This is a genomic window from Pseudogemmobacter sonorensis (assembly GCF_042762395.1).
Classification (GTDB): domain Bacteria; phylum Pseudomonadota; class Alphaproteobacteria; order Rhodobacterales; family Rhodobacteraceae; genus Pseudogemmobacter; species Pseudogemmobacter sonorensis.
In genome coordinates, this window is sequence record NZ_JBEFZE010000003.1 from 17,841 (window position 1) to 43,549 (window position 25,709).

General features: G+C 67.2%; 26 protein-coding genes and 1 other RNA gene. 12 read left to right on the forward strand and 15 right to left on the reverse strand.

The window, feature by feature from the left end; genetic code table 11:
* Window positions 1-25: 25 nt before the first annotated feature.
* A complete protein-coding gene (locus tag ABNX41_RS03140; RefSeq protein ID WP_438668270.1) occupies window positions 26-241 on the forward strand; it encodes an MBL fold metallo-hydrolase in 216 nt (71 codons plus the stop codon).
* 204 nt (window positions 242-445) lie between these two features.
* Here the strand turns inward: ABNX41_RS03140 and ABNX41_RS03145 are convergent, their stop codons facing one another.
* The 4 genes from ABNX41_RS03145 to ABNX41_RS03160 all read right to left on the reverse strand — a co-directional run bounded on the left by ABNX41_RS03145 (window position 446) and on the right by ABNX41_RS03160 (window position 3,833).
* Complete coding sequence (locus ABNX41_RS03145) at window positions 446-781, reverse strand: hypothetical protein (RefSeq protein ID WP_438668271.1); 336 nt, start codon at window positions 779-781, stop codon at window positions 446-448.
* Between the two features lie 21 nt (window positions 782-802).
* On the reverse strand, window positions 803-934 hold the full coding sequence (locus tag ABNX41_RS03150) for a hypothetical protein (protein ID WP_438668272.1): 132 nt from the start codon (window positions 932-934) through the stop codon (window positions 803-805).
* Window positions 935-1,178: 244 nt separating this feature from the next.
* Window positions 1,179-1,528, reverse strand: a transfer-messenger RNA (tmRNA) gene (gene ssrA, locus ABNX41_RS03155).
* A gap of 250 nt (window positions 1,529-1,778) precedes the next feature.
* Window positions 1,779-3,833: a tetratricopeptide repeat protein gene (locus ABNX41_RS03160; protein WP_438668273.1), complete on the reverse strand. Its 2,055-nt coding sequence runs from the start codon at window positions 3,831-3,833 to the stop codon at window positions 1,779-1,781.
* Window positions 3,834-4,033: 200 nt separating this feature from the next.
* Between ABNX41_RS03160 and ABNX41_RS03165 the strand changes: the two genes are divergently transcribed.
* Window positions 4,034-4,297, forward strand: coding sequence for a spike base protein, RCAP_Rcc01079 family (locus tag ABNX41_RS03165; protein ID WP_438668274.1), 264 nt, complete (start codon window positions 4,034-4,036; stop codon window positions 4,295-4,297).
* Entirely contained in the window at window positions 4,281-5,228 is a 948-nt protein-coding gene (locus tag ABNX41_RS03170) for a phage head spike fiber domain-containing protein (RefSeq protein ID WP_438668275.1), read from the forward strand. Before ABNX41_RS03165 ends, ABNX41_RS03170 begins: the two co-directional genes overlap by 17 nt.
* Window positions 5,229-5,251: 23 nt before the next feature.
* Here the strand turns inward: ABNX41_RS03170 and ABNX41_RS03175 are convergent, their stop codons facing one another.
* The 8 genes from ABNX41_RS03175 to ABNX41_RS03210 form a co-directional block, all read right to left on the reverse strand.
* The gene (locus ABNX41_RS03175; protein WP_438668276.1) at window positions 5,252-6,169 is read right to left on the reverse strand and encodes an SMP-30/gluconolactonase/LRE family protein; all 918 of its coding nucleotides are present in this window, start codon (window positions 6,167-6,169) and stop codon (window positions 5,252-5,254) included.
* Complete coding sequence (locus ABNX41_RS03180; protein ID WP_438668277.1) at window positions 6,166-7,086, reverse strand: phosphoglycerate dehydrogenase; 921 nt, start codon at window positions 7,084-7,086, stop codon at window positions 6,166-6,168. Before ABNX41_RS03180 ends, ABNX41_RS03175 begins: the two co-directional genes overlap by 4 nt.
* Before the next feature lie 3 nt (window positions 7,087-7,089).
* Window positions 7,090-7,767 (reverse strand): acylneuraminate cytidylyltransferase family protein, encoded by a 678-nt coding sequence (locus tag ABNX41_RS03185; RefSeq protein ID WP_438668278.1) that lies wholly within the window; start codon window positions 7,765-7,767, stop codon window positions 7,090-7,092.
* Complete coding sequence (locus tag ABNX41_RS03190) at window positions 7,764-8,594, reverse strand: inositol monophosphatase family protein (RefSeq protein ID WP_438668279.1); 831 nt, start codon at window positions 8,592-8,594, stop codon at window positions 7,764-7,766. Before ABNX41_RS03190 ends, ABNX41_RS03185 begins: the two co-directional genes overlap by 4 nt.
* Before the next feature lie 8 nt (window positions 8,595-8,602).
* Window positions 8,603-9,229, reverse strand: a complete 627-nt coding sequence (locus ABNX41_RS03195; RefSeq protein WP_438668280.1) for a D-sedoheptulose-7-phosphate isomerase — start codon at window positions 9,227-9,229, stop codon at window positions 8,603-8,605.
* Between the two features lie 42 nt (window positions 9,230-9,271).
* A complete protein-coding gene (locus tag ABNX41_RS03200; RefSeq protein WP_438668281.1) occupies window positions 9,272-10,258 on the reverse strand; it encodes a hypothetical protein in 987 nt (328 codons plus the stop codon).
* Between the two features lie 18 nt (window positions 10,259-10,276).
* Window positions 10,277-11,311: a Gfo/Idh/MocA family protein gene (locus tag ABNX41_RS03205; protein WP_438668282.1), complete on the reverse strand. Its 1,035-nt coding sequence runs from the start codon at window positions 11,309-11,311 to the stop codon at window positions 10,277-10,279.
* Window positions 11,312-11,996: 685 nt separating this feature from the next.
* The gene (locus ABNX41_RS03210; RefSeq protein ID WP_438668283.1) at window positions 11,997-12,254 is read right to left on the reverse strand and encodes a hypothetical protein; all 258 of its coding nucleotides are present in this window, start codon (window positions 12,252-12,254) and stop codon (window positions 11,997-11,999) included.
* A 281-nt stretch (window positions 12,255-12,535) separates the two neighbouring features.
* On the opposite strand from ABNX41_RS03210, the gene ABNX41_RS03215 reads away from it, so the two are divergent.
* Together ABNX41_RS03215 and ABNX41_RS03220 are read left to right on the forward strand one after the other, a co-directional pair.
* Complete coding sequence (locus ABNX41_RS03215; protein WP_438668284.1) at window positions 12,536-13,048, forward strand: DUF3016 domain-containing protein; 513 nt, start codon at window positions 12,536-12,538, stop codon at window positions 13,046-13,048.
* A 368-nt stretch (window positions 13,049-13,416) separates the two neighbouring features.
* Window positions 13,417-13,962 carry a gamma carbonic anhydrase family protein gene (locus tag ABNX41_RS03220; protein WP_438668285.1) on the forward strand — a complete coding sequence of 182 codons (546 nt, stop codon included), beginning with the start codon at window positions 13,417-13,419 and terminating at the stop codon, window positions 13,960-13,962.
* A gap of 97 nt (window positions 13,963-14,059) precedes the next feature.
* Here ABNX41_RS03220 and ABNX41_RS03225 read toward each other — a convergent pair whose 3' ends face one another.
* On the reverse strand, window positions 14,060-15,025 hold the full coding sequence (locus ABNX41_RS03225; protein WP_438668286.1) for a D-2-hydroxyacid dehydrogenase: 966 nt from the start codon (window positions 15,023-15,025) through the stop codon (window positions 14,060-14,062).
* Between the two features lie 375 nt (window positions 15,026-15,400).
* On the opposite strand from ABNX41_RS03225, the gene ABNX41_RS03230 reads away from it, so the two are divergent.
* Window positions 15,401-16,231, forward strand: coding sequence for an enoyl-CoA hydratase/isomerase family protein (locus tag ABNX41_RS03230; RefSeq protein ID WP_438668287.1), 831 nt, complete (start codon window positions 15,401-15,403; stop codon window positions 16,229-16,231).
* A gap of 87 nt (window positions 16,232-16,318) precedes the next feature.
* Window positions 16,319-18,424, forward strand: coding sequence for an acetate--CoA ligase family protein (locus ABNX41_RS03235; protein WP_438668288.1), 2,106 nt, complete (start codon window positions 16,319-16,321; stop codon window positions 18,422-18,424).
* A gap of 77 nt (window positions 18,425-18,501) precedes the next feature.
* On the opposite strand, the gene ABNX41_RS03240 is transcribed toward ABNX41_RS03235, so the two are convergent.
* Window positions 18,502-18,894, reverse strand: a complete 393-nt coding sequence (locus ABNX41_RS03240) for a thioesterase family protein (protein WP_438668289.1) — start codon at window positions 18,892-18,894, stop codon at window positions 18,502-18,504.
* 440 nt (window positions 18,895-19,334) lie between these two features.
* Between ABNX41_RS03240 and ABNX41_RS03245 the strand changes: the two genes are divergently transcribed.
* The 5 genes from ABNX41_RS03245 to ABNX41_RS03265 all read left to right on the forward strand — a co-directional run bounded on the left by ABNX41_RS03245 (window position 19,335) and on the right by ABNX41_RS03265 (window position 24,763).
* The gene (locus tag ABNX41_RS03245; RefSeq protein ID WP_438668290.1) at window positions 19,335-20,837 is read left to right on the forward strand and encodes an ABC transporter substrate-binding protein; all 1,503 of its coding nucleotides are present in this window, start codon (window positions 19,335-19,337) and stop codon (window positions 20,835-20,837) included.
* Between the two features lie 139 nt (window positions 20,838-20,976).
* Window positions 20,977-21,894 carry an ABC transporter permease gene (locus ABNX41_RS03250; RefSeq protein ID WP_438668291.1) on the forward strand — a complete coding sequence of 306 codons (918 nt, stop codon included), beginning with the start codon at window positions 20,977-20,979 and terminating at the stop codon, window positions 21,892-21,894.
* A gap of 4 nt (window positions 21,895-21,898) precedes the next feature.
* The gene (locus ABNX41_RS03255; protein WP_438668292.1) at window positions 21,899-22,771 is read left to right on the forward strand and encodes an ABC transporter permease; all 873 of its coding nucleotides are present in this window, start codon (window positions 21,899-21,901) and stop codon (window positions 22,769-22,771) included.
* Window positions 22,768-23,793: an ABC transporter ATP-binding protein gene (locus tag ABNX41_RS03260; RefSeq protein ID WP_438668293.1), complete on the forward strand. Its 1,026-nt coding sequence runs from the start codon at window positions 22,768-22,770 to the stop codon at window positions 23,791-23,793. The genes ABNX41_RS03255 and ABNX41_RS03260 overlap by 4 nt, the downstream gene beginning before the upstream one ends.
* Window positions 23,783-24,763, forward strand: coding sequence for an oligopeptide/dipeptide ABC transporter ATP-binding protein (locus ABNX41_RS03265; RefSeq protein ID WP_438668294.1), 981 nt, complete (start codon window positions 23,783-23,785; stop codon window positions 24,761-24,763). The genes ABNX41_RS03260 and ABNX41_RS03265 overlap by 11 nt, the downstream gene beginning before the upstream one ends.
* 45 nt (window positions 24,764-24,808) lie before the next feature.
* Here the strand turns inward: ABNX41_RS03265 and ABNX41_RS03270 are convergent, their stop codons facing one another.
* Entirely contained in the window at window positions 24,809-25,639 is an 831-nt protein-coding gene (locus ABNX41_RS03270) for an AraC family transcriptional regulator (protein ID WP_438668295.1), read from the reverse strand.
* Between the last annotated feature and the right edge of the window lie 70 nt (window positions 25,640-25,709).

The window sequence follows — 25,709 nt, forward strand, 5'->3', positions numbered from 1 at the left end:
ACCTTCGGGCGGGTTCTGGCAGGCGATGGCCGCGCTTGTTTCCGGCGCCGCGCCGGATGTCGTCGCCGACCCCGAGGCGAAGAAATGCGCCATCATCGACCCGGTGCTGGACTATGATGAGAAATCCGGCGCGACCGCCACCATCGAGGCCGACCGTATCCTGAAGTTCATTGCGGAGATGGGCTACGAGGTCGAATGGATCCTCGACACCCATCCCCATGCCGACCATTTGCCTATCTGAAGGTGAAGACCGACGCGCCCACGGCCATCGGCGCCAAGGTGGTCGAGGTGCTGAAGCTGTGGAGAGATTTTTACAACTGGCCCGACTTTCCCGCCGAAGGCTCGTAATGGGACAGGCTGTTCAAGGAGGGCGACAGTTTCCTGAGCGGCGCGCCGGGTGCGGGCGCGGGCGTTCTGGCCTTTCTCTATTTGGCGCGGCGGTGGTTCAAACGTTGGCTGGCCGGTCTTGGCCCGCCGGGCGCTCTGGCGGACGCCGTCGCATGGGCCGCGCCGGTGATGGCCATCGGCGCGACCATCGCCGCGGGCCGGGGCCTTTGATCTGGGCGCGCGCACCCCGGCCGCAGGCGTCTTCACGGCGGTGGGGATCGTCTTGGCCACCTTGTTCCTGACGCCCTGGCTGGCCGACCTGGCCCGCCGCCTTGCTTTCGATCCGATACCAGATCGTCTGGCCGTCGCGGCGCCCGGAGATGATGCGGTCGCGGCGCAAGAGTGCCAGATGCTGCGAGACGGTCGAATCGCGGATGCCAAGGAACCCGGCCAACTGGCCGACCGAGCGCTCGCGCTAAACCAACTGGCACAGGATCAAGGGCCGGTGGCGGTTCAGCAACTCGCTCGCCTCTTCGGCGGTGGCCCGCATGGCTTCCGGGTCGATGGCCATCTTTGCGGCCATCTTCGCGGCCGCATCTGGGGCCATGTCCGGGGTCGTCTCGGGTTTCATGTCCAGATATGTGCATTCTTGCGAATGTGCGGTAAAGGTCGCGCCCCTTCGGCCGCGCCGCGCTGAGGGGCGGCCATCGCGGGAGGCGGCGGTGCCTCGTGCGGCATGCGGTGTGACCGGCATGCTGGCTTGGCGCGATCCCGGGGTGCAGTCTTGCGTTCCGACATGCCGGATATGCCGCGCTTTTGCGGGGGCGGATTGCCGAGCGGAATGAGAGGAAGGTGCAGGATTCTGTTGCCAGGCTCCTGCGGGCCCCGCCTTACGCGGCTAAGCGCAAGGACTTAGTTTTGGTATTGAGAGCTGCTTACGCAGCCATCGCCACCGGAGCACGGTTGTCATTGGCAACTATTGTGCTTGCACCGATAACGGTAGTAGCTCACCGGGATAAAGCTAACATCTTTGACTGTCCGTCGATCCTGTTTCGGCCCCGAACCCCCGCAATGCCGGGTGATTTGGTGGAGCCGCCGGGTACCGCCCCCGGGTCCGATCCAGCTATTGCATGCGCGTTTATATCCATAGTCCTTGCGGACAGCATGTGATGTAGCAATCGGGGCGGCGAAATACAAGAGTGGCGCGGGGGGGGGCGCGGCCCGGGCCATCGGGGCGGAGGGTCCCCCCGACCGATGCCTCGCAGGGTCTTGGCCACCCCTGCCGGGGCGGGTCTGGGCCCCAGGCCGACGGAACAAGGGCGCGACCACCCGGCCGACAGATGCGGCCCGGGGGGCGGTGGAGGCCGGGGTCTTCAAGATCGCCCCCGTTCCTTTTTCCTGCCCTCTGCACGGGCCGGAGGGCGGGTTTCCCCAGCCCGCCCGGCGCGCCGCTAAAGCGGAAACAGCGTCTCCGAGACCAGCCGCGCGGTCTCGCCATGCAGCGGACCCCGGACGCAACGCGAGGCCTGGCCGCTCTGGCTGCACAGGGCGTTGATCGCGCGGATGGTGCTGCCGGTCAGCAACCCGTTCAGCGGGCCGCCGTAAAGGCCGCGCTGTGCCAGGCGATCCTGAACCGCATAGACATAGGCATTGGCATTGGCGCCGCGCATCCCGGCCAGCGCGTCGCGCCGGACCGAGGCGGGAAGCGCCTCAAGCCCTTCCGAAATGGCGCGGAAATCGGTCCGGTCGGTCGCCGCCGCCGTGTCCAGAAGCAGCACCTCGCGGGCGCGCTCATCCGCCGGAAGGAAGGCGCCATACCGCTCCAGCGCATCGCGGGCCTTGCCGGGGGCGCGCGGGATGGCGCTGCCGCGGCCATCGCGATGGATCGACAGCAGCGCCCGCACCGCCGGGGCATTGCCCGCCGCGGCCGAGCGTTCGATCTCGGCGATCCCGCGCGCGATGTCGCGCTCGACCCCCTGGCCGTAGAGATAGGCCTCGCCAAGCCGGATGGCGCCCCAGACATTGCCGGCCTCGGCCGCCTGGCGGTAGTATTCGACCCCCTGGCCCGGATCGGCCGTCCCGGCCCCGCCATCGCGATAAAGATCGCCCAGGTTGACCATCGCGCCGACATGCCCGGCCTCGGCCGCCTGCCGGTAATAGTCCAGCGCCTTCGCCGGATCCGCCGCGACCGCACCGCCACGGGAGTAGAGGTTGCCCAACGTGGCCATCGCGCTGGCATTGCCCGAGGCGGCGGTCTCTTCGATCAGCGACAGGCCGCGTTCGACATCCGCGGGGACGCCCAGGCCCTGGACATATGCCTCGCCCAGCCGGACGATGCCGCTGGACTGCCCGGCCTCTGCCGCCCGCTGGTAATAGGCGAAGGCCAGGGCGGGATCGGCCTCGACCAGACGGCCGTCGCGATAGGTGTCGCCCAGGCGGACAAGCAGCCAGCCGTTGCCCGCCGCGACCGAGCGTTCATACCATTCCACCGCCTTGGCACCATCGGCTGGAACCGCCCCGCCAAGCGCATAAAGATCGCCCAGCGTGGCCATCGCCCCGGCATTGCCCTGGCCCGCCGCCTCTTCGATCAGGGCGATGCCGCGCGCCACGTCGACATCGGTTCCGACGCCATGGACATGCGCCTCTCCCAGGCGCACCAGCCCGGTGAGGTTGCCCAGATCGGCGGCCTGCTGGAAATAGTCCAGCGCCCGGGCCGGATCGGCGGGCACGCCGTTTCCGTCGCGATAGACCTCGCCCAGCCGGGTGAGCGAGCTGCTGCTGCCCGCCGCCGCCGCCTGTTCGTGATAGTCGATGGCCTTCGCGGCATCCGCCTGCACCGGCCCGCCCCGCAGATAGAAGTCCCCCAGCGAGGCCAGCGCCGCCCCGTTGAGAGCAGGGCCGAGGCCGCCGATGATCTCCAGCCCCCGCGCTACATCCTGCGCGGTTCCCGTGCCGCGCATATAGGCCTCGCCCAGGCGAAGGATGCCCCAGGGGTTCTCGGCCTCGGCCGCGCGGCTGAAGTAGTCGAAGGCCTTTTCGGGATCGGCCGGGATCAGCGAGCCGTCACGGTAGAGTTCGCCAAGCCGCACCAGCGCGCCCTGATTGCCGCTTTCTACCGCGCGGCCGTAGTAGTCCAGCGCCCTGGCCATATCGACCGGCACTGCGCCGCCACGGGAATAGACATCCCCCATGAAGCCGAGCGCCCGCCCGTCGCCGCCTTCCGCCAGCGCCGCCAGCCGGTCCAGAGCCGCCGCATCCCCGGTGGCGAGGATCTGGCGGCGAAGGTCCTCAAGGTCGGGCTGTTGGTCCGTCCCGGCTTCGGAGGATTGCGCGGCATCCTGCTGCGGCGCCTCCTCTGCCGTGGCTTCGCCCGGGACGGTCTCCTCCGGGCCGGTCTGGCCATGCGCCATGGCCGCAAGGCCCGCAAACACCGGAAGGGTCAATGAAAGGACAAGGGATTTCGTGGTCTGCATCGGATGCTCTGCCTTCAGTTTCCACAATGCCATATGTGTCTGCGCCAAGCCTGTCTGTGCCATGCGTCGATATGAATATGCGCGAAGGCTGCAACATTTCGATGCCAGAGTCCAACGCGCCCGCAGCATCATCCGCAGCAGGGTAAGGATTCGCCCATCTAGCGCGCGCCACGCTCAGAAAGCGTAAGGGATTTGTTCATAACTTGGTCGTATCAACGGATCAGGAGAGCACAATGCACAATCCCTTCCATTCGCGGGCCATGCCTCTGTCGGGTCCCGCGCAGGACATCATCCCCGTCACGCCCAGCGATACGGTGGATCTGGCGGCGGTGGCGGTCGCGCTTTATGTCGAGGGCGGGGGCAACCTGAGGGTGACGACGGTGCGCGGCAATCAGCGGACGGTCGCCGTGCCGGACATGTGCATCCTGCCCGTCGGCGTGCTGCGGGTGCATGCGACCGGCACCACCGCCACCGGCATCCATGCGCTGGGCATCTGACATGCGCGGGCTGGATTTCTCGCTGGGCCGCTCCGCGATCGGATTGAATCCCGGGGTCAGCGCGCTGCGGCGCAGGGTCTTCGACTTCACCACCGGCACCATGCCGCCGGGCGCCGCGCTTTCCCGCGCGGGAAGCGGGCTCAGTTTCGGCGCCTCGGGGGGGCTGGGCGTCTCGGGCGCGAATCTGGCGCGTTTCGACCACGATCCTGCGACAGGTGTGCTGCTGGGCCTGCTGATCGAGCCGGGGGCGACCAATATCGTGCCCAATTCGGCGCCGGTGGTGGAAAACCTGAACATATCGGCCTGTACCGCCGCCAATCTGGCCCTGAACGCGCTGGGGGTCTTTCCGGGCGTGCAGGTGATCTCGGACGGCTCAAGCTGGGGGCGGGTCCGCCATGCCGCCGAGGTCGGCGCGGGCAAGACCTATGCGATCACCTGCTATCTGCGCGCGGGCACCTCCGGCCGGGCCCGGTTCGTCTGCTCGGCCGGCAGCAGCGAGACGGTGGTCGCGGGCCCGATCGGCGCGCTGGCCAATACGCGCAGCGATCTGGGAACCTGCACCTCGATCAACGAATTGCTGCTTGCCGACGGGCTGACGCGGCGGCTGCGCATGGTCTTCGACTCAACCTACAGCGGTGCCGCAACCTTCGGGCTGGGCATGGACAGCGGGGTCGCGGGCCAGACCGTCATCTATCTGGGGATGCAGGTCGAGGAAGGGGCGGCGGCCTCGTCCTTCATCCTCAACGGCAATACGCCGGTCGCCCGCGCCGCCGACCAGTTGAGCCTGACCGGGCTGAGCGGGCGGTTCGACCTGACGCTGGATTATGCCGGGGGCGGCACCGGCACGATCAGCGGCGCGACGGTCGCGCCGGGCTATATCGTAGCGACCACCGGGCGCCACCTGCGCCGCATCACCGCCGTCCCGGGGTGACGGGATTTCCAGGGGGCGGGGCCTCAGGTCAGGATCACCCGCGGCTCCGGCCGACCGCGACCGACGCCCGCAAAGCGGAAGACCTGCCCCGCCAGGGGCTGCTCGGCAAGCTGTTCCTGCGACAGTTTCTGTCGCGCCGTGGTGACGAACAGATCCCGAAGATCCGCGCCGCCGAAACAGGGGCAGGAGCCATGCGCTGTCGGCAGGTGCAAAGCGCGCAGGAAGCGCCCGTCCGGCGCATGGCAGGCCACGCGGGCGGCGCCCCATTGCGCGATCCAAAGATTGCCCTGCGCATCCGTCACCGCCCCGTCCGGGCGCAGGCCCTCGGCCATGAAGTCAAGGAAGGGTTCCGGCGCCTCGCAGGGCCAGCCCGACCCGTCCAGCCGCCAGCGCCAGATGTGCCGCTGGCGGGTGTCGGCGTGATAGCCCCAGGCGCCGTCCGGCGAAAAGCACAGCGCATTCGGCGTGGTCAGCCCGTCGCGCAGCTTGCGCAACTCTCCACCGGCATAGCGGTAAAGCGCGCCCGCCCCGGCCTCGCCCGCCCGGCCCATGGTGCCGATCCAGAAGCCGCCATGCGGATCGGCGCGCCCGTCGTTGGAGCGCGTCAGCGGGTTGTCGGCCTCAAGCGCCACCAGATCCTCGCTGTGTCCGCTGGCGAGGTCGAGCCGCAGCAGCGCCCGGTCCGAGGCCACCAGCAGGCTGCCCTCGTCGATCCAGCCCGCCGCGCTGACGGGACCGGGGAAGGCGTGATGGCGCGGGCCGCCCGCCTCTTGCCAGAGCAGGGCATGGCCTTCGATGTCGAACCAGAAGAGCTGGCGGAGGAGCGGGTGCCAGAGCGCGCCTTCGCCCAATTCGCAGGGGCGGGGGTCATGGACCTCGGGGACCTCGGCAGGGGCGTCGGTGGATTGATCGCCTGCCGCCTGCGGGGCATCCCCGCTCATAGCCCGAGATGCCGGTAGAGATTGGCCAGCGTATTGGCATGCACCGCCTCGATCGCCTGGATCGTCGAATTGGCATTGTGGCTGGAGACCACGACATTGTCGAAGCCCAGCAGCGGGTGGTCGGGCGCGAGCGGCTCGGCCTCGAACACATCCAGCCCGGCGGCCGCGACCTTGCCGCTTTCCAGCGCGGCCAGCAGCGCCGATTCGTCGATCAGCCCGCCCCGGGCCACGTTCACGATCATCACGTCCTGGCGCATCGCCGCGAAGGCGGCGGCGTTCAGCATGTGACGGTTTTCCGCCGTCTGGTTGCAGCACAGGGTGATCACATCCGCCTCGGCCAGAAGCGTCGCCAGATCCAGCAGCGGCGCGTCGTCGGGAGAGGTGGCCATGAACGGATCATGCGCCACCACCCGCATCCCCAGGCCGCGCGCGCGCTGGCCCACGCCCTGGCCGATGGCGCCATAGCCCACGATACCCATGGTCTTGCCGGTCAGGCCGATATAGCGCCCCTTGGGCCAGCGCCCGGCGCGAATACCCCGGTCGGTCGCCACGATGCGCCGCGATGCGCCAAGCAGCAGGCCGATGGCATATTCGCTGACCGCATCGCGAAAGGCACCGGGCGAGTTGGTGACCGGCACGCCCAGTTCCCGCGCCGCGGCGAGGTCGATGCTGTCGACCCCGGTGCCCCATTTCGAGATCACCTTCAGGCGCGGCAGGCAGGCCTCGATTACCTTGCGGGTGATGCTGTCGTCCCCGGCCAGCCAGCCGTCCATCGTCCCGGCATGGGCAAGGCAGTCCGCTTCGGACATGAACTGGTCGACCTCGGGCCAGAGCGGCTCCAGCCCCTTTTGCCGCAGCGCGGCGTCGAAGCGGTCGCGCTCGTTCAGCATCATGATGTTCGAGACGAGGACGCGCATCGCTCAGGCCCCTTCGTGCTTCGAAAGGACGGCCATCAGCGCCTCGGCGATGTCGAGATCGAGTTGGGTCTTGATCACATGGCCCGAGATCGGGTTGACCGCATGGAAGCCGATGGAGCCGTTGTAGGTGCCGATCCGGCCCGCCTCGACCGCCGCCAGATAGGGGGCTGAACGCCATCCGGTGATCGACCAGGTGATCCGCTGCACCGGCTTCAACTCTTGCGAATTGGTCTTTTCGGCGAAGGTGAAATTCACCGGCAGGTCCTGATAGGCGACCTCGATCTGGTCCTCGATGCACGACAGCATGACATCGTGGTCCGAGGCCAGGAAGGCCGCGACGAAATCCTTGACCTCCTGCGCCGACAGCAGGGGCGCGATGGAATGGACCTGCACCACCGCATCGCAGGGCACGTTCTTCAGGAAGTCGTGGATGAACTGTTCCGACGTGGCGACCGAATTGCCCAGTTCGGCCGGGCGCTGGTAGAAGCGCACGCCGTAATCTTCGGCGTATCGGGCGAATTCGGCATCCTCGGAGTTGACCCAGATCTCGTCGAAACAGCCCGCCTCAAGGCATTTGCGGATGGCATGGGTGATCAGCGGCTGCCCGGCCAGGGGCGCGAGGTTCTTCTTCTTCAGCCGCTGGCTGCCCATCCGGGCCGGGATCATCGCGATGGTCTTCATTCCGTCTCTCCAGTGCCGGGGCTTCGGGCCAGCCCGCGGGCGATTGCGTCGAACAGGTCGGGTTCCGCGCAGAGGCTCGACTGCGGGGCATCGGCGGCGGGGGCCGGGCCGGGCAGGTAGCGGCCATAGCGCAGCCCGGCCTCGGTGGCGATCAGGGCGCCCGCGAAATCGTCCCAGGCCCGCGCCTCGTGCGAGGCGACGAAGCGCAGATGCCCCTCGGCGGCATGGCACAGTTGCAGGGCCTGGCTGCCAAGGTTGCGCAGCTTCCATTCGCCCATCAGCGCATCCAGCGTGGCGGGCGCGTTGCGGGCCAGGTTGCGGATCAGGCCGGAACTGATCGCGCAAAGCCGGGCGGGGGTGTCGTGTCGGCGCAGCGGGCTTGCGCCGGTGAAGGCGCCGCCGCCCTTGCGCGCGGAATAGCACAGCCCGCGCGGCACGTCCTGCACCGCGGCCAGAACCGGCACGCCCTGCGCCAGCAGCACGACCGCGATGGCATAGATGGGCAGCCCGGCCACGAAATTGACCGTGCCGTCCAGCGGATCGACCAGCCAGACCAGATCGGGGGGGGCGGCCAGCGCGGCATAGCCCTCTTCCCCGGTGACGGAGGATCCAGGCAAGAGCGCGGGCAGCGCCGTCTCAAGCCGCGACTGGATCGCCAGATCGACCGAGGTCACGAGATCGAGCCCGTCGCTGCCCTTGGCCGATACGTCCGCCTTGGCGGCGAGAACCTCGCGGCCAAGCGCGGCCAGCAGCGCGACCAGCGACAGCCTCAGCGCGTCATCCACCACGGCCGGGGTTTCGGGCGATGCGGCACCTTGGGCGGGCATCTGCGGGATCAGAACTTGCGCTGGCCGACCAGGGCGGGATCCATGTTCTTCATGCGCAGGAACTGCGCGAGAACATGGACGAAGCCCATGTGGATATCCTCGACCACGCCGTAATTGTTGGAATCGACATGGACGTTCACATCCGCCATGCCGCGCGACCGTCCGCCCTCGAATCCGGTGAAGGACAGCGTTGTCAGGCTGATGCCCCTGGCCACTTCAAGCGCGCGCACGACGTTTTGCGAATTGCCCGAGGAAGAGACCGTCCACAGCAGGTCGCCCGGCCGGGCCATGGATTCAAGCTGATAGGCGAAGATCTCGTCATGCGAGATGTCGTTCGACAGCGCCGAATTCGCCTCGGTATGCGCGGCCAGCGAGATCACGCGGGGCCTGAGGGTCGTGTCGGTGCGCAGGCCCTTGAGCAGGTCGCAAAGCGAATGGTTCGCAATGGCCGCCGAGCCGCCGTTGCCGCAGATATAGACAAAGCCATCGCGGGCGAATGTCTGCGAAATCGCATCGGCGGCGCGGTCCAGGGCGGTGAAATCCACCCCGCTGGCGGCGGCGCTCAGGGCTTCGAAATAGGCGCTGCCGAAGGAAGAGCAGCTTGCGTAAGGGGCTGCGGGGAAAAGCTGGGTCACGGAGAGGAGGCTCCTGATACGGGGCTGGGGGAATGTCTGCGCTCAAGGCACCTGAAGAACAAAGCGCATCACCCCAGAGCGAAGGCTGCGCTGCAACAATACCTGAAGATCTTGCAACCGGTCGCGGTTGGCGTCGCGGAAAAAGCCCGACCAGAACGGCGTGTCGTTCGAGGCGCGCTGGTCGAAATGGGATTTCAGGATCACCGCGTCGAGCCGCCCGGGGGTCGAGCTTTCCAGGCAGGTAAAGCCGGTGTCCTGGGCAAGCTGCCGAAAGCCCCGGATCGAAAACAGGTTGAGCCGGTCCAGCGGGATGAAGCTGGGCGAACGCGGCCCGAGGATCTCGTATTCCAAGCCGTCCGCGCAGGAGGAGGAGACGAAGACCAGCGCGCCCGACGGCAGCCCTTCGCGCAGCCTGGCAAGCAGCAAGCCGGGGTCGGCTGCGCGGTCGATCTCGGCCTGCAGCAGGACCGCGTCCGGGCCTGTCCGCGCCAGGGCCTCGGCCAGGTCGGCGAAGGGCTCGCCCCCGGCCTGCAGCGGGACGTGATGCCATTCGCGGCCCTCGACGGCGGCATCCTCGGCCGCGGCCAGGGCAAAGCCCGGCGCATGCGAGGCGAAACGATAGTCCAGCACCCGCAGCGCCTTGTCGCGATAGCGCGCGGCGGCGATCTGGAGCCAGTTCAGGATCGAGGCGAATTCGAACGACCGCTGGGCATAATGCACCGAAGGGTCGGAGCGCCCGTCCGACAGCGTGGCCATGCGCAGACCGTCCAGCCGCGCCTGATCGGGCACGCGCGCGGCATGGATGGAATTGCAGCCGAGGCAGCGGTGGAAGGCCAGCGGGGTCAGGGTGAAATGCTGCGCCCGCCCCTTCGCGCCGCAGCTTGGGCAATCGCGCTCCTGCCATTCCACCGAATCCTGGGCCAGCAGGTCGATCAATTCGCGGCTGCGTTGCAGGCGGTAAAGCTCGCTTCCGCGCTGTATCGGCGGCAGCGCGTCGGGCAGGTTGTCGAGGAAGACGGGGGTCAGCATGGCCTGATGGGTCTTTCGCTAGGGCTGGGCCGGTTCGGAGCGGGTCCCGGCCTGCCAGCCGCCGTCGGCGCGGTAGATCCGCTCGACCAGGTCCATGACGTCGCGGGCCTGTTCGACCGTGCCCTTCCGCACCGGCGCGCCCTGGGTCACGGCGGCGTGGAATTCCGCCATCTCCTTGTCCCAGGAGCGATCCTCGGTATAGCGCAGCTCCTGGCATTCGGGATTGGGCAGGGGGCTGCCGTCCGGCCCCTGGCGGTTGAGCGCGATGGTCAGCACCTCGGTCCCGTAGGAGCCCGAGGCGGAGAGGATGCCGTCGATCGAGACGAAACCGTTGCGCAGGTAAAGCTCCAGCTTGAACAGGTGCCGCCACTGGGTCGCCGAGGAATGCAGGCTGGCCACCACCCCCTCGGGCGTGGTCAGAAGCGCGAAGGCGTTGTCCTCGACGTTCGAGCCGGTCCAGAACTTGCGCTGCACTACGGATTTCACATCGGCGAAGCGGCCCGCGAACATCAGGAACAGGTCCAGCATGTGGATGCCCTGGTCGATCAGGATGCCGCCGCCCGAAAGGCCGGGATCGTTGCGCCAGTTGGCGGCATAGTTGACGCCGCCCGCCTTGCCGTAGACGCCGCGCATGAAATACAGCTCTCCCAGCACCCCGGAGGCGATCAGCCGCTGCGCCTCTTCCACCGCATCGTGGAAACGGTGGTTGAAGCCGAATTTCAGCACCTGTCCGGGATGCTGCGCCGCGACATCCGCCATGCGTGCGACATCGGCCAGATTCCGGCCCGGCGGCTTTTCCGAAAAGACATGGTGGCCGCGCGCCAGCGCGTCGCAGACCACATCGGGGATGAAGCGGTTGGGAAGGCTGACGATCACCGCATCGGGCTTGTGGCGGAAGGTCTCGGCCGGATCCTGGTAAAGGGGGATGCCGATATCGCGGTCGGTGAAGACATCCGATGCCGCGACCACCTCGTAACCGCCAAGACGCTCCATCGCGCGATGCCGGATTTCCCCCATTTTTCCGTAACCTATGATGACGGTTCGCAAGGTCACGATGCGTGCATTCCCAAAGAAGTCATGTTCCTGCCCAAGAAAACAGGACAGATGTGAATTATAAATTTATACCTTGTGAAACTCTATTTACTCGTTTTGTCACGAGCAAGAACCATCTGCCGCCGGGCGCCGGATTGGACCGGGCGGCACCGGGTTCTGCCCGGAGTTTTTGCAGATTCGGTATTTCCGGTGGGATTTCGCTGCGGCTCTGGCAGGTTGCGGGTCCCGCACGCGGGGGGCTGGCTTGATCGGATTGGCCCATGGGCGTCTTTGATCTGGCGCGCACCTCCCGAAGGATCGAGGGAGGGAGTGCCGCTCCATCGCATCACGCTGCCGGGAGGCCGGCGCAGAAAAGGCGCCGCAACAGGGCTTTTCGCCGCGCTGCGGCGGGCCTCGGGGCGGGCGATCCGAGCCCGGTGGCCACTCTTGCTGACGAGATGTTGCGCTTGGCTGGATCGATGTTGCCGGAATGCCGGGGCAACCGATTCGGGGTCGAGGAGCGGGTTCCGACAAGGCGCCCCGTTTCTTTACCGGGATCCGCCCGTCATCGGGATCCGCCCGTCATCGGGATCCGCCGGTCCCTTGCGTCAGAGGATCGCATCCGGCAAGGGGCGGCTATTGGGGGCGGGAAGCGAGTGCCGGGGGCGCCGGCTTCCCGCCCCCCCTTCCCACTCCGGTGTCATGCTCAGGGCGTGGTGGTGGTGCCGGGGGTTTCCGGCGCTGGGGCTTCGGGCGTGGCGGGCAGCGTCTCGGTCTCTGGCTCGATCTCGCTCACCGGGGCGGGGGAGGGCGTTGCCGGTTCCGCAGGGCTCTGCGCGCCGAATTCGCCCCCCAGCCACCAGACGAAGCCGATGATCACCAGGATGACGGCCGCCCCGATCCCGAGGAGCGGGCCGCGATGGCGGCGTTTCTGGATCTCGATGTTGGTGTCGGGTGGGGACATGACCATCTCCTCGGGTTTCATTCGCATCGCTCGACAACGCGCGAAAGCGCCGGAGGTTTCCGCCGATGCGGAAGGGTGGGGCATCCTGCCCGTTCGGGCGGTGCGCCATGGGGCGGATGCCGGGGACCATGTCGCCCGGACCGACGAACAGGCGGGCAGGGCCCTTCAGGGCGTTTTCGTCCGCGCGACGAACAGGCGTGGGGCCATCGCGGCGGCTCCCTTGAAATCCGCGCCGAGGATGGCATGCTGGAGCAAGCAGACGCATGATGCGGAGGTTCGCCTTGTTCAGGGTTCCATGCCTTTCCGCCGTTCTTGGCGGTGTGATGGCCGCGCTGGTTTCCCCGGCCGCCTTGGCCGATGTCGCCGTCACCTATGTCTCGCCCGAAACCTTCCGGGACAGCGAGTTCCGCAGCACGCGCAGCCGGGCCGCGGCGCTGGCCGAATTCGACAAGGAGTTTGAAAAACTGGCAGCGCGCCATCTGCCCGCCGGACAGGATCTGGCGGTCGAGGTCCTGGACATCGACCTGGCCGGGCAGTTCGAGCCCTGGCATTTCGAGCTTCGCGATGTCCGGATCATGCGCGACACCACGCCGCCGAAGATCCGGCTTCGCTACACGCTGAGCGAGGGCGGGCGCGTCCTGCGGCAGGACGAGGTGCGGCTGGTGGACAGGACCTATCTGTCCGACCCGCGCGCCCGCAACAGCGATGGGCGCTTCTCTCATGACAAGCGCATGCTTGGCGATTGGTTCAGGAAGACCTTCGCGCGGCCCTCCGGCGCCGACCCGCGTTCCTGAGGGCGGCTTGCCTGCGGCGGGCGGGTGCCTGCCGGAATGGGATGCCGGGGCGTGTCGGCTTGCGGGCGGTTGCCGGGTCGGTGTGGGCGGCCGATGTGTTGGGCGGGGCGCGCAATTGGCCCGGCGCCCGCATCAGGATCCGCCTTGCTAGGCTGCGGGGCAGATGCGCGCGCCCTTGGGGCGGCCTCGGTGCCCCTGCCGGGAGCCACCGGGAAGGAGAGATCGCCCCTGCGCCACCCGCTCTTTTTCCTTGCGAGCCATCGTCGGAGGTGGCATCGGCGGCCAAGGCGGCTTCGACGCTTCGGGGCTGACCGTGCCGGGAGCCCGCGAAACCGGATCGCATTGCCAGCAAGAGGGAGGCCAAGGCCATGGGGGAAAGCAGGCTCGACTTGACGGCGCCGCTCGACGGGGTTGCGCCCCAGATCGCCGCAAGCGCCTTCGTCGCGCCGGGGGCGGTGGTGATCGGCGCCGTCACCATCGGCGAGGGCTGCTCGATCTGGTATGGCGCGGTGCTGCGCGGCGACGAGGAAGAGATCCGCATCGGCGCGCGCAGCAACATCCAGGACGGCTGCATCGTGCATACCACGCTGGGGCAGGGCCCGACGGTGGTCGGATCCGATGTGACCATCGGCCATCGCGCGGTCCTGCATGGTTGCCGGATCGGCGACGGGGCGATGGTCGGGATCGGCGCGATCGTGCTGGACGGCGCGGTGGTGGAGCCGGGCGCGATGGTGGGCGCGGGCGCCGTGGTCTCGCCGGGAAAGGTGGTGACGGCGGGCACGCTCTGGACCGGCTGCCCGGCCCGGATGGCGCGCGAACTGAGGCCGACCGATCTGGAGTTCCTGCGCAGGAACCCGGGCCATTACGTCGCGCAGGCCCATCGGCACCGGCCGCTTTTCGAGGGGAAGGGCTGACCCCGGTTCCGGTGCCTGCCGCCGCGCCTGATGCGGGGCTTGCCCTTGGGCGGGCCGGGGCGGGTCAAGCGGGGCGGGCCGAGCGGGGCGGGCCCGGTCAGGCGGTAAGCTCGTTTCGCAACGGCCCTCCGGCGGGATCGGCCAGCCGGGCCAGGTTCTCGTCCAGAAGCTTCAGCACATTGGTCTCATATTCCGCACTGTCGCCTGCCATATGCGGGGTGATCAGCACATTCGGCAGCCGGTAGAGCGGCGAATCCTGCGGCAGCGGCTCCACCTCGAACACATCGAGCGCCGCCGCCGCGATCCGCCCGGCGGCCAGCGCGGCACCGGCGGCGGCCTGGTCCAGGCAACCGCCGCGCCCGACATTCACCAGCATCGCCTGCGGCGCCATCCGCTCCAGCGCGGCGGCGTCGATGATATGGCGGGTCTCCTCGGTCAGCGGGCAGGCGATCACGACGATATCGGCCTCGGGCAGAAGCCGGTCCAGCGCCTCGCGGTCCAGAATGCGGCTGAAGCCCGCCACCGGCGGCGAGGCCTGGCGGCGGATGCCGGTGACGGTGCAGCCGAAGGCGCCCAAAAGCCCGGACAGTTTCTGCCCGACGCTGCCGGTGCCGATGATCACGACCTCTTTGTCGGTGATCTCGTCTGCGCGCTGCGAGGGCTTGCGCCATTCTCCCCGCGCCTGCGCCAGGATCAGCTCGGGCAGGCGGCGGCTCAGCGCCAGGATCTGCGCCATTGCATGCTGCGCGACGGCCATCGCATTCAGCCCCGAGACATTGGCGACCCGGACCCCGCGCGCGGCGACCTTGCCGAGGTCGAGGAAATCGAACCCCACGCTGATGGTCTGGATGAAGCGCAGCCTTGGCGCGAGATCCAGCATCCCGTCCTGCCAGAGCGAGGAGACGACGAGAACCTCGGTCTCCGGCAGTCGCCGGATCAGCGCCTCGCGGTCCCTGACCTGCGCGACGCCTGGGAAAAGCCCGATTCGTCCCGCCGTCCCGGCAAGGTCGAAAGTGGGATGGGCGAAGAGGATGGCGGGGCGGGGCGGGTTGTTTTCCGGCATGATCGCATTGAGCCTTATTCAAGATCGAATGTCAGCTTCCTGCCGACATTTCGGTCGTGGTGGGGAAATTGAACCAGTTAATGCCCAAAAGTTCATCGAATTGGCCGGATTCATGGATATTTTGCCCCGAGGCATTCTTTTGTCAAAGAATCATTTGAATGAAATTTCATTTCGGGCAAAGGTAATCCTGCGAGAAGGCCTTCCCTTCTTGCACCCGGGATAATTCCCCGGGGCCGGTGGCAGACGGTGTGGCGAACAACCGTAGGCCAAGTGGGTCGCACCACTTAAAAGCCGGCGACCAGGCCGCAACATGCGCCGGTCACTTTCTGAAATGTCCCGCACGGTCGCAGCGGGGCAGTTTGAGAGAGGAAGGACATGCGATTCAAGCACCCCGATCATATTCTTTACGAACGCGTCGGCAATGTCGCGCATATCGTGCTCAACCGTCCCGAAAAGCTGAACGCCATCACCGAGGAGATGAAGTTCCTGCTGGTCGAGCGGTTCCGCCAGGCCGATCGCGACCCCGAGGCGCATTGCATCGTGCTGCGGGGCGAGGGGCGGTCCTTCTGCGCGGGCCACGACATCGGCAACGACCAGGACGAGGAAGACGAGGCCGAGCCGACCGCGCTTGGCTGGCACAACCATCTCGACGGCACGGTGAAAAGCGAAACCGCCCCCTGGGAGGCCAGGAAGCCGGTGATCGCCCAGGTCCAGGGCCATGCGGTCGGCGGCGGCTGCCAGCTTGCCATGTGCTGCGATCTGGTGATCGCCGCCGACAACGCCAAATTCGGCGAGCCCGAGATCCGCTTCTCGACCGCCGGGCCGGTCTTCGTCCTGCCCTGGATCATCGGCCAGCGCCGCGCGCGAGAGATGGTCTATTTCGGCGATATCGTCGATGCGGCCACCGCACTGGATTACGGCATGGTGAACCGTGTCGTCGCGGCCGAACGCCTTGCCGAAGAGGTGCGGAAATATTCCGAGCGCCTGGCGCTTTATTCGCCCGAATCGCTGGTCGCCGCGAAACGCGCGCTCAATCGCGGTATGGAGGCCGATGGCTTCCGCAATGCGATCAACGCGGGCCATGACGTGATTTCAAGCCTTTACGCCACAGAAACCGCGCTGAGCCGCGAATTCTACGCCATTTCCGAGCGTGACGGGCTGAAGGCCGCGCTCGCATGGCGCAAGGACCGTTTCGCGCCGAAATAGGGCGCGACACGACCCGCACAGAAGACATGGAAGTCCTGCCACCGGCCCCATTCCGGGCCGGGCGGCCCCCTGTTGCCCGGAGCCCAGATGTCCCTTTCCGCCCTGTTCAACCCGCAGTCCATCGCCGTCGTCGGCGCCTCTCCCAAGCCCTCGGTCGGGCGCGCGATCCTCGGCTCGCTGGGGCGGATGGGCTATGCCGGTCCGGTCTGGCCGATCAATCCCCGCTACGCCGAGGTGCAGGGCTTCGCCTGCCGCCCGGACCTTGCCGATCTGCCGGGCCCGCTGGATGCGGCCGCCTTCTGCATCGGCAATGCGCGCCTGCCCGAGAACTTCCGCGCCGCGATCGACGCGGGGATGCGCGCCGCGGTGATCTATTCGGGCGGGTTCTCGGAGCATCCGTCGGACGAGGCGCAGGCGCTGTCGCGCGAGATCGCGGGCCTTGCGCGCGAGGCGGGCGTGGCGCTTTTGGGGCCCAATTGCATGGGGATCCTGAATGCGGCGAACAACAGCGCGCTCTACATGCATGAGGTGTTCGACCCCGCCCGCGCCAGGGGCAATGTCGGCTTCATGTCGCAAAGCGGGGCGATGTGCATCTCGATGGTTTCGGACTGCCGCCGCTATGGCTTCAGCCATGTGATTTCCTCGGGCAACGAAGAGGTCGTCTCTTCCTGCGATCTGCTGGAGGCGATGATCGACGACCCGGGCACCCGCGTCATCGGCTGCTTCACCGAAAGCGTGAAGGAGCCCGAGCGTTATGTTGCGCTGCTGGACCGGGCGGCGGATCTGGGAAAGCCGGTGGTGGTGCTCAAGGCCGGGAAATCGGCCCGCGCCGTTCAGGCGGTGGTGTCGCATACCGGGGGCCTCGCGGGTGATTCGGCGGTGTTCAGCGCCGTTCTGCGCGCGCATCGCGCCATCGAGGTCGATGACCTGGCCGAGATGGCCGAGGTGATCGCGCTTTGCCAGGGGTCGAAATGGCCCGAGGGCAACCGGCTGGGGGTGGTGACCGGCTCGGGCGGGCAGACCGAGCTTCTTCTCGACATTTCGGAAAGGACCGCGATCTCGCTGCCGGTGCTGGAGGCGCGGGACCGGCAGAAGGTCGAGGCGGTCGTGGGCCATGTGCCCGGCGAGGGCAATCCGCTCGACGCCTGGGGCAATGGCAATCCGAACGAGAACTATCCCCATGCCTTGCGCGTGCTGGGGAATTCCGACGGCTACGATATCGTGGCCTTCGTCTGCGACGGCATGGACGGCCATCCGCTGGACGATCCGGCCGAGGATCTGCTCTATGCCCATATGGTGGCCGAGGCCCAGCCCGAGACCGCGAAGCCGCTTGCGCTTCTGTCGACGCGGGCGGGGGTGTTCCGCTCGGATCAAGAGGCGGTCTTGCGTGCGGCGGGCGTCCCGATGCTGAGCGGCGCGCGCCTTGCCATGCAGGCCATCGCGCGGATGGCGGACTGGTCGGCGAAGCGGGCGGCGGCGCGCCCCCTGCCCGAAGGCGGGACCATCGCGATCGACCGCGACCGCCCCTCGATCAACGAATTCGATGCCAAGGCGCTTCTGGCGCGGGCCGGGGTGCCGGTGGTGGCCGAGGCGCTGGTCCCGGGCCCCGACGCCGCGGCCGAGGCGGCGGCGCGGATCGGCTTTCCCGTGGTGGTGAAGATCGTCTCGGACGACATTCCGCACAAGTCGGACCTTGGGCTGGTGGCGCTGGACCTGGCCTCGGCCGAGGCGGTGGCCGAGGCGGTGCGGGCCATGCAGGCGCGGGTAGCTGGGCTTTCCCCGGCGCCGTCGGTGCGGGGCTATGTGGTGCAGCGCATGGTGCGCGGCGGGGTCGAGATGCTGGCCGGGGTCAAGCATGACGCAAGCTTCGGGCCGATGCTGGCGCTCAGCCTTGGTGGGGTGCTGGTGGATCTCTCGCAAGAGGTGGCGCTGCGCCCGCTGCCGCTGGCCGAGGGCGAGGCCGAGGCGATGATCGCGGCGCTTCCGACCGCGTCGCGGCTGCTGGAGGGGGTGCGCGGCGCGCCGCCCGCCGACCGCGCCGCGCTGATCGCCTGCCTTGAGGCGATTTCGGATTTCGTCCTGCGCGGCCAGGGCGCCATTGCCGAGATGGATATCAACCCGATCAAGGTCTTGCCCGAAGGGCAGGGCGCCATCGTCGTGGATGCGGTCATCGTGCCGCAGCCCGAGGCTTGAGCGTCTGTCGCCATAGGCGCCGGGCCCGCCCGGCGGCTGACGGGCGCCCGGCCTGCGCGGCCGGACGCCCTTTCTCGCTACGCCGGGAGCTTCTGTTTCGAGCGGGCGACGAATTTCTCGACATTGACCACCGCACGGCCATGGGTTGCCTCGCAGATGGTGTCGATCCCGTCGTGGCCGGTCACCTTGAAGCCGATCAGGCGCCCCTCGACCGAGGTAACCTCGACCGAAAGCGTGACGGTCAGCCCGACCGGCGTCGCGGCCAGGTGGCGGATCTCGACCAGGGTGCCGACGGTGCCCTGGCCTTCGTCGAGATGGGGGGCGACCGCCTCGATACAGGCGCGCTCGACCAGACCGACGAGACAGGGCGTCGCAAGAACCGGAATCCCGGCATTGCCGAAATGCTCGGCCGTCATCGGTTCTTCGACCCTGATCGAAAAGCCGTGGGTTTGTCCGAGGGTGATGGCCATGCTGTTTCCTTTCATTCCAGGTGGCGTGTTTTGGACGGGTTCTTCTGCCGCGAAGGCAATCCCGGGGCATGATTGCGCGGCGGATCTCCAATATCAAGAAAATTTAATAATATTAAATAAATGAAAGAGAAATTGGTGCAAGATCTGCGGCGGAGAGGGCAATTCCTTTCCGCCCGCTCGGCGTTTCGGCTTCAGAAATATTCTCGTTAAAGCATTATTTTAACATGATTTATCAAGATGAGGCGTGGCAAGATGAATTTCCCGCCATTCCTGAATCGCGAGGCCGGAAGCGGCAGCATAAAAGTTATAAATATTAAAAAAATTCTTGACAGATTGGCGCGCCCGCGCCCTTCTTTATGTCAGCCGCCGAAGGTCGTTCCGCAAAAGCCGAAACCGGGTCGAGCGCATATTCGGAGGGCACAAAACCAATGGGGAAAGAAATGAAACGCATCGCATCCTTGACACTCTCGGGTGTCCTCGCCTCATCGGCGGCCTTTGCGGGCCCGTCGGACAATTCGCTCAACCTGGTGTGGGAGCGCAGCCTTCCCACGCTGAACGCCTATTTCTCCAGCGTGACCGAGAATTACACCTTGGCGCTGAACCTGTGCGACACGCTGGCCTATCGCAATGTCGATACGCTGGAGGTCGAGCCGCTCTTGGCCACCGGCTGGACCTGGACCTCGCCGACCGAATTGGACATGGACCTGCGCGAGGGCGTCAGCTTCCACGATGGCCAGCCCTTCACCGCCGACGATGTGGTGGCGACGCTGAACCTGGTGTCGAACCCCGATACCGGGGTGAACCGCCAGGTGATGGTCGACTGGATCGACCATGTCGAGAAGCTGGGCGACTACAGGGTCCGCATCCATCTGAAAGAGGCAGACCAGTCGGTCTTCGACAAGATCACCGGAGGCCTGCCGATCTATCCGGCGGCCTATCTGGCCGAGGTGGGCCTGGATGCGTTCGGTGCCGCGCCGATCTGCACCGGCCCCTACAAGCTGGTCTCCTTCGATCCGGGCTCGACCGTGGTGCTTGAGAAGAACGCGGATTACTTCGCGGGCTCGCCCAAGGGCATGCCGGTGATCGACCGGATCGAGATCCGCTCGGTCCAGGACGGCAATACCCGCGTGGCCGAATTCATGACCGGGCGCGCCGACTGGATCCACCAGCTTTCCGCCGACCAGGCCGATCAGCTTGGCCCGGTGCCCGGCAAGAAGATCGTCGAGAACGAATCGAACCGCATCGCCTATGTCATGTTCAACCCGGTCAACCCGCCCGCGGGCAGCCCGATCCTGGATCCCAAGGTGCGCGAGGCCGTCGGTTATGCCATCGACCGCGAGAGCATGGTCGAGCATCTGGTGCGCGGCGCCTCGAAAGTGCTGAACACCTTCTGCCATCCGCGTATGCCCGGCTGCCTCGACAACGTCTTCACCATCGACTACGACCCCGAAAAGGCCAAGGCGCTGCTGGCCGAGGCGGGCTATCCCGATGGTTTCGACATCGACCTTTTCGCCTTCCGCGACCGCTATGTCTCGGAGGCGCTGATCGGCGATCTTCAGGCTGTGGGGATCCGCGCCAACCTGCAATACATGCAATATGGCGCGCTGGACGAGAACTGGCAGGCGGGCCGTCTGCCCTTCGCCCATCAAAGCTGGAGCGGCGACGGCCTGTTCGATGCGGGCTCGCACCTGACCAGCCATTTCCTTGCCTCGGACACCATCGCGCCGGTCGAGGAAATCCAGCAGGCGATCCGCGACGGCAACACCGCCTCCACCCAGGAAGAGCGCGACGTCTTCTATGCCGAGGCGCTGAAGGCGCTGGCCGAGGGGGTCTATTGGGTGCCGCTCTACACCACGCCCGAATTCTATGCTGTGGACGAGGCGCTTGACTTCAAAGCGGCACCGGACGGGCTGGCGCGCTTCTTCTCGGCCTCCTGGCAGTGACCATCGGCGCCCGGTCGCCGATACCTGCCGCGCATCCGGGCGCATTTCCCGACCCATATCTTCGCCGTCCCCCCGCGATGCCGGGGGGGCGGCGGATCGCCCGGCCCGAGACCCGGGCGGATCCGAGACGGAGAACATCATGCTGAACTACGCGCTGCGCCGCATGGCATTGGCGCTTCTTGTCGCCCTGACCGTTTCGGTGATCGGCTTCTTCCTGATCCGGCTTTCGGGCGATCTGGCCCGGACGCTGGCGGGACCGAACGCCACAGCCGAGCAGATCGCGAACATCTCGCGCGCCTATGGGCTGGACCGGCCGCTTGTGGTGCAATTCCTGGACTGGCTGTTCAAGTTTCTCGGCGGCGATTTCGGCCAGTCGTTCTATTTCCGCTCGCCGGTGGCCGATCTGGTGATCGCGCGCCTGCCCAACACCCTGATCCTGGGGGTAAGCGCGCTGGCGGTGGCGCTGCTGGTCGCGGTGCCCCTGGGGATGGCGGCGGCGGCGCGGCAGGGGGGCTGGACCGACCGCTTCGCCCAACTGGTGGCGGCGCTTGGCCAGTCGATGCCGAACTTCTGGGTCGCGCTTTTGCTGATGATGTTCCTGGGGCTTGAGCTTGGCCTCTTGCCGATCTCGGGCAGCCGGAGCGTCTCGGCCTTCGTGATGCCGGTGCTGGCGCTGGCCTTCGCGGCGCAGCCCGCGCTCTTGCGCCTGACCCGCGCCGGGATGATCGAGGTGCTGGAGGCCGATTACATGCGCACCGCCCGCGCCAAGAGTCTGTCGCCCGCGAAGCTTCTGTTCAAACATGCCTTGCGCAATGCCGTCCTGCCGGTGGTTTCGGTCTCGGCGGTGCAGCTTGGCCATCTGATCGGCGGATCGGTGGTGATCGAATCCATCTTCGCCATCGAGGGCATCGGCTATCTGGCCTGGGAATCGATCCTGCGCACGGATTTTCCGGTGGTGCAGGCCATTCTGGTGGTCATCGCATTCTTCTACGTCCTGTTGTCGCTTGGCGCCGATCTGCTGAACGCGCTGCTTGACCCGCGTATCCGGGGGAACTGAAACCATGGCCAATACCCGACCCATGCGCCTGAACCGGCGCGGCAGGCTCGCCAGGCGGAACTGGAAGCTGATCGCCAGCTCCGTCATCCTGACACTGCTGATCCTTGCGGCGGTGGCCGCGCCGCTGATCGCGCCGCACGACCCCTATCTGAACCAGTTGGGCAAGCGGCTGTTGCCGCCGTTCTGGTATCCGAACGGCAGTTTCGAGCACCCGCTGGGCACCGACCATCTGGGCCGGGACTATCTGAGCCGGTTGATCTACGGCGCCCGCGTCAGCCTGGTGATCGGGTTGGTCACGATCATGATCGCAGGGGTGATCGGGGTCGCGCTTGGCACGGCGGCGGGGTTCTTCGGCGGCTGGGTCGACCTTTTCATCTCCTACCTGCTGAACGTCCGCCTCGCGATGCCGATCATCATCGTCTCGCTGGGGGTGGTGGCGCTTTTGGGGAATTCCTTCACCACGATCATCATGGTGATGGGGCTTTTGCTGTGGGACCAGTTCCTTGTCGTGGCCCGCAGCGCCGCCCAGGGGATCGCGCGGATGGATTACGTCGCCTCGGCCCGGGCGGCGGGCGCCTCGGTGCCGCGGATCCTGCTGCGCGAGCTTTTGCCCAATATCATGCCGATGATCCTGGTCGTCGGCACCGTCGAGATCGCCATGGCGATCATGCTGGAAAGCGGGCTGTCCTTCCTGGGGCTAGGCGTGCAGCCGCCCACGCCTTCGTGGGGGCTGATGATGGCCGAGGGCAAGCAGAACATCTTCTTCGCCTCTTGGTTGATCGTGCTGCCGGGGATTTGCCTTTTCGTCCTTGTGCTGGCGATCAACCTGTTCGGGGACGGGCTGCGCGACCACTTCTCGCCGGGGGGGCGGAAATGAGCCTGCTTTCCGTTCGCAACCTGAACGTGCGTTTCCCGGTCGGAGATGAGACGCTGCATGCCGTGCGCGGCCTGGACATGCGGCTGGAGCGGGGCGAGACGCTTTGCATCGTCGGCGAATCCGGCTCGGGCAAGTCGATCTCCTCGCTGGCGATCGCGGATCTTCTGCCCGCGAACGCCGATCGCCGCGCCGATGAGATGCGGTTCGACGGCATCGACATCGTCGGCCTGTCGGTGCGCGAGATGGCGAGGCTGCGGGGCAGCCGCATCGGCTTCGTGTTCCAGGATCCGATGACCAGCCTCAACCCGGCCTGGAGCATCGGCAACCAGTTGACCGAGGGCTTCGTGCACCACCGCCTGGGCAGTCGGGCCGAGGCCCGCGCCCGCGCCGTCGCCTTGCTGGAGCGGGTGGGCATTCCCAATGCCCGCCACCGGCTTGGCCAGTATCCGCACCAGCTTTCGGGCGGGTTGCGGCAGCGTGTCATGGTCGCCATGGCGCTGATGTGCGACCCTGATCTGATCTTCGCCGACGAGCCGACCAGCGCGCTGGACGTGACGATCCAGATCCAGCTTCTGGAACTGTTCCGCGAGATCCAGCGCGAGCGTCACCTCGGCCTCGTGCTGATCACCCACGATCTGGGCGTGGTGTCGCGCATCGCCGACCGGGTGGCGGTGATCTATGCCGGGCAGGTCGTCGAAAGCGGGACGGCGCGGCAGATCTTCGGCGATCCGCGCCACCCCTATACGAGGGCGCTCTTGGCCTCGATGCCCGGCGGCAAGGTCGATGCCAGGGGCCATCTGGCGACGATCCCGGGCGTCGTGCCGGGGCTGATCGACCCGATCCCGGGCTGCGCCTTCGTCGACCGCTGCGCGCTTGCCGGAGCAGCCTGCCGGAGCGCGCCGCCGCCCATGCACGATCATCGGGCGCATCAATGGCGCTGCGTCATCGCGCCGGACGGCACGCGCCCCGACGCCGGACCCGCAGCCGGACCTGTGGCCGAGGAGACCGCCGATGCCCTTTGATCGCGACGTTCTGGAAAATCCGCCGATCCTTGCCGCCCGCAACCTCAGCCGAAGCTTCCGCATCGGCGGCGGGTTCGGTCGCCCGGCGCGGCTGCTTCAGGCGGTGCGCGGGGTCTCTTTCGACGTGCGCCATGGCGAGACGCTTGCGATCGTGGGCGAATCCGGCTGCGGCAAATCCACCGTGGCGCGGATGCTGCTGGGGCTGACCCAGAGCCAGGGCGGCGAGGTGCTGCTGGAAAGCCGCGCGGTGCATCGCTTCGACCGGCTGGAATTCGCCCGGAAGGTCCAGCCGGTGTTCCAGGACCCCTATTCCTCGCTGAACCCGCGCCGCACGATCGTGGAATCGGTGGAGGAGCCGCTGATCATCCACCGCCTGGGCGACAGGGCACGGCGCCGCCGCAAGGCCGAGGAGATGCTGGGCTATGTCGGCCTGCCGCGTCGGCTGTTCGATGCCTATCCCCGGCAGATGTCGGGCGGGCAGCGCCAGCGCGCGGTGATGGCGCGGGCCCTGGTGCTGGAGCCGAGGCTGATCGTCTGCGACGAGCCGACCTCGGCCCTGGACGTGTCGATCCAGGCGCAGATCCTGAACCTTCTGGGCGACATCCAGCGCGATACCGGCGTCAGCTATGTGCTGATCACGCATAATATGGGCGTGGTCGAGCATATGGCCCATCAGGTCGCGGTGATGTATCTGGGCCGGGTGATCGAAAGCGGCCCGGCGGCGGATGTCTTCGCCCGGCCCGGCCATCCCTACACGCGGGCGCTGCTGGCCTCGACCCTGGTGCCGGACCCGGATCTGGGGATCCCGGATCTGGCGCTTGGCGCCTCTTTCCCCGATCCGCTGAACGTGCCGCCGGGCTGCGCCTTCCACCCGCGCTGTCCGATCCGGCGTGAGGATTGCAGCCGCAAGGATCCCCTGCGCCATCACGTCGAGGCGCATGAGGCCTATTGCCATTATCCCGACCTGTAAGCCCGCGGGCCGTCCCGCCGGGGCCGCGCACCCCGGCATTCCGCCTCAGCCCGGCTTGCGCCGCAGCGCGTGCCGCTGGCTGGAATAATGCCCCGGCGGGCGTCCCATCGCCTTCTTGAACATCGCGGCGAAGGCGCTGACCGAATCGTAGCCCAGGCGTTCGGACACCGATTTGATCGCCATCCCCGCATCCAGGTCGCGCAGCGCGATGGAAAGCTGGAACTGCTGGCGCCATCTGCCGAAGCTCATGCCCAGTTCGCGCTCGACATGGCGGCGCAGGCCCCTTTCGCTCATCCCGATCGTCCGGGCCCATTCGGGCAGGGTGCGGCGCTCGGCCGGATCGGTCATGATCGCCGTCGCGATGCCGCGCAGGCGGGGGTCGTGCGGCATCGCGATGAAAAGGCTGTCGACCGGCGCGTCGGAAAGCTCTTCGCCAAGCACGCCCGCGATCCGGGCATTGCGGCTGTCGGCGGGGTAGTCGCCGGTCAGGCGCGCCACATGCACCACCATTTCGCGCAGAAGCGGGTTGAGGGTCAGGAAGCAGGCGGTCGCGGGCAGGCGCACCGCGCCGGGCAGGACATAGATCGTTGCGATCTGGGCGTGGGACGAGACGACGCTGCGATGCGGCTGGCCCGGGGGGATCCACAGCCCGGTATGCGGCAGGATCGGCCACATGCCGTCGATGGTCTCGACCCGGACCGTGCCGCGGATCGTGGTGATAAGCTGGCCGCGGACATGTTCGTGCATCGGAACATCGTCGTGGCCATCCACCTCCATGATCTGGCCGATCACCGGCGAGGTGAAAGGGTCCGGGTCGAAGCTGATCAGTTGGTGGAAGGACAGGCCACCGCCAAACTGGCCAGATTTAGGTGTCATTCGTCAGACCCAAGGAAAGATCGCATCCAGAATGCACCTTAGTCTGCCCGGATCAGCTTCGCCAATGTGG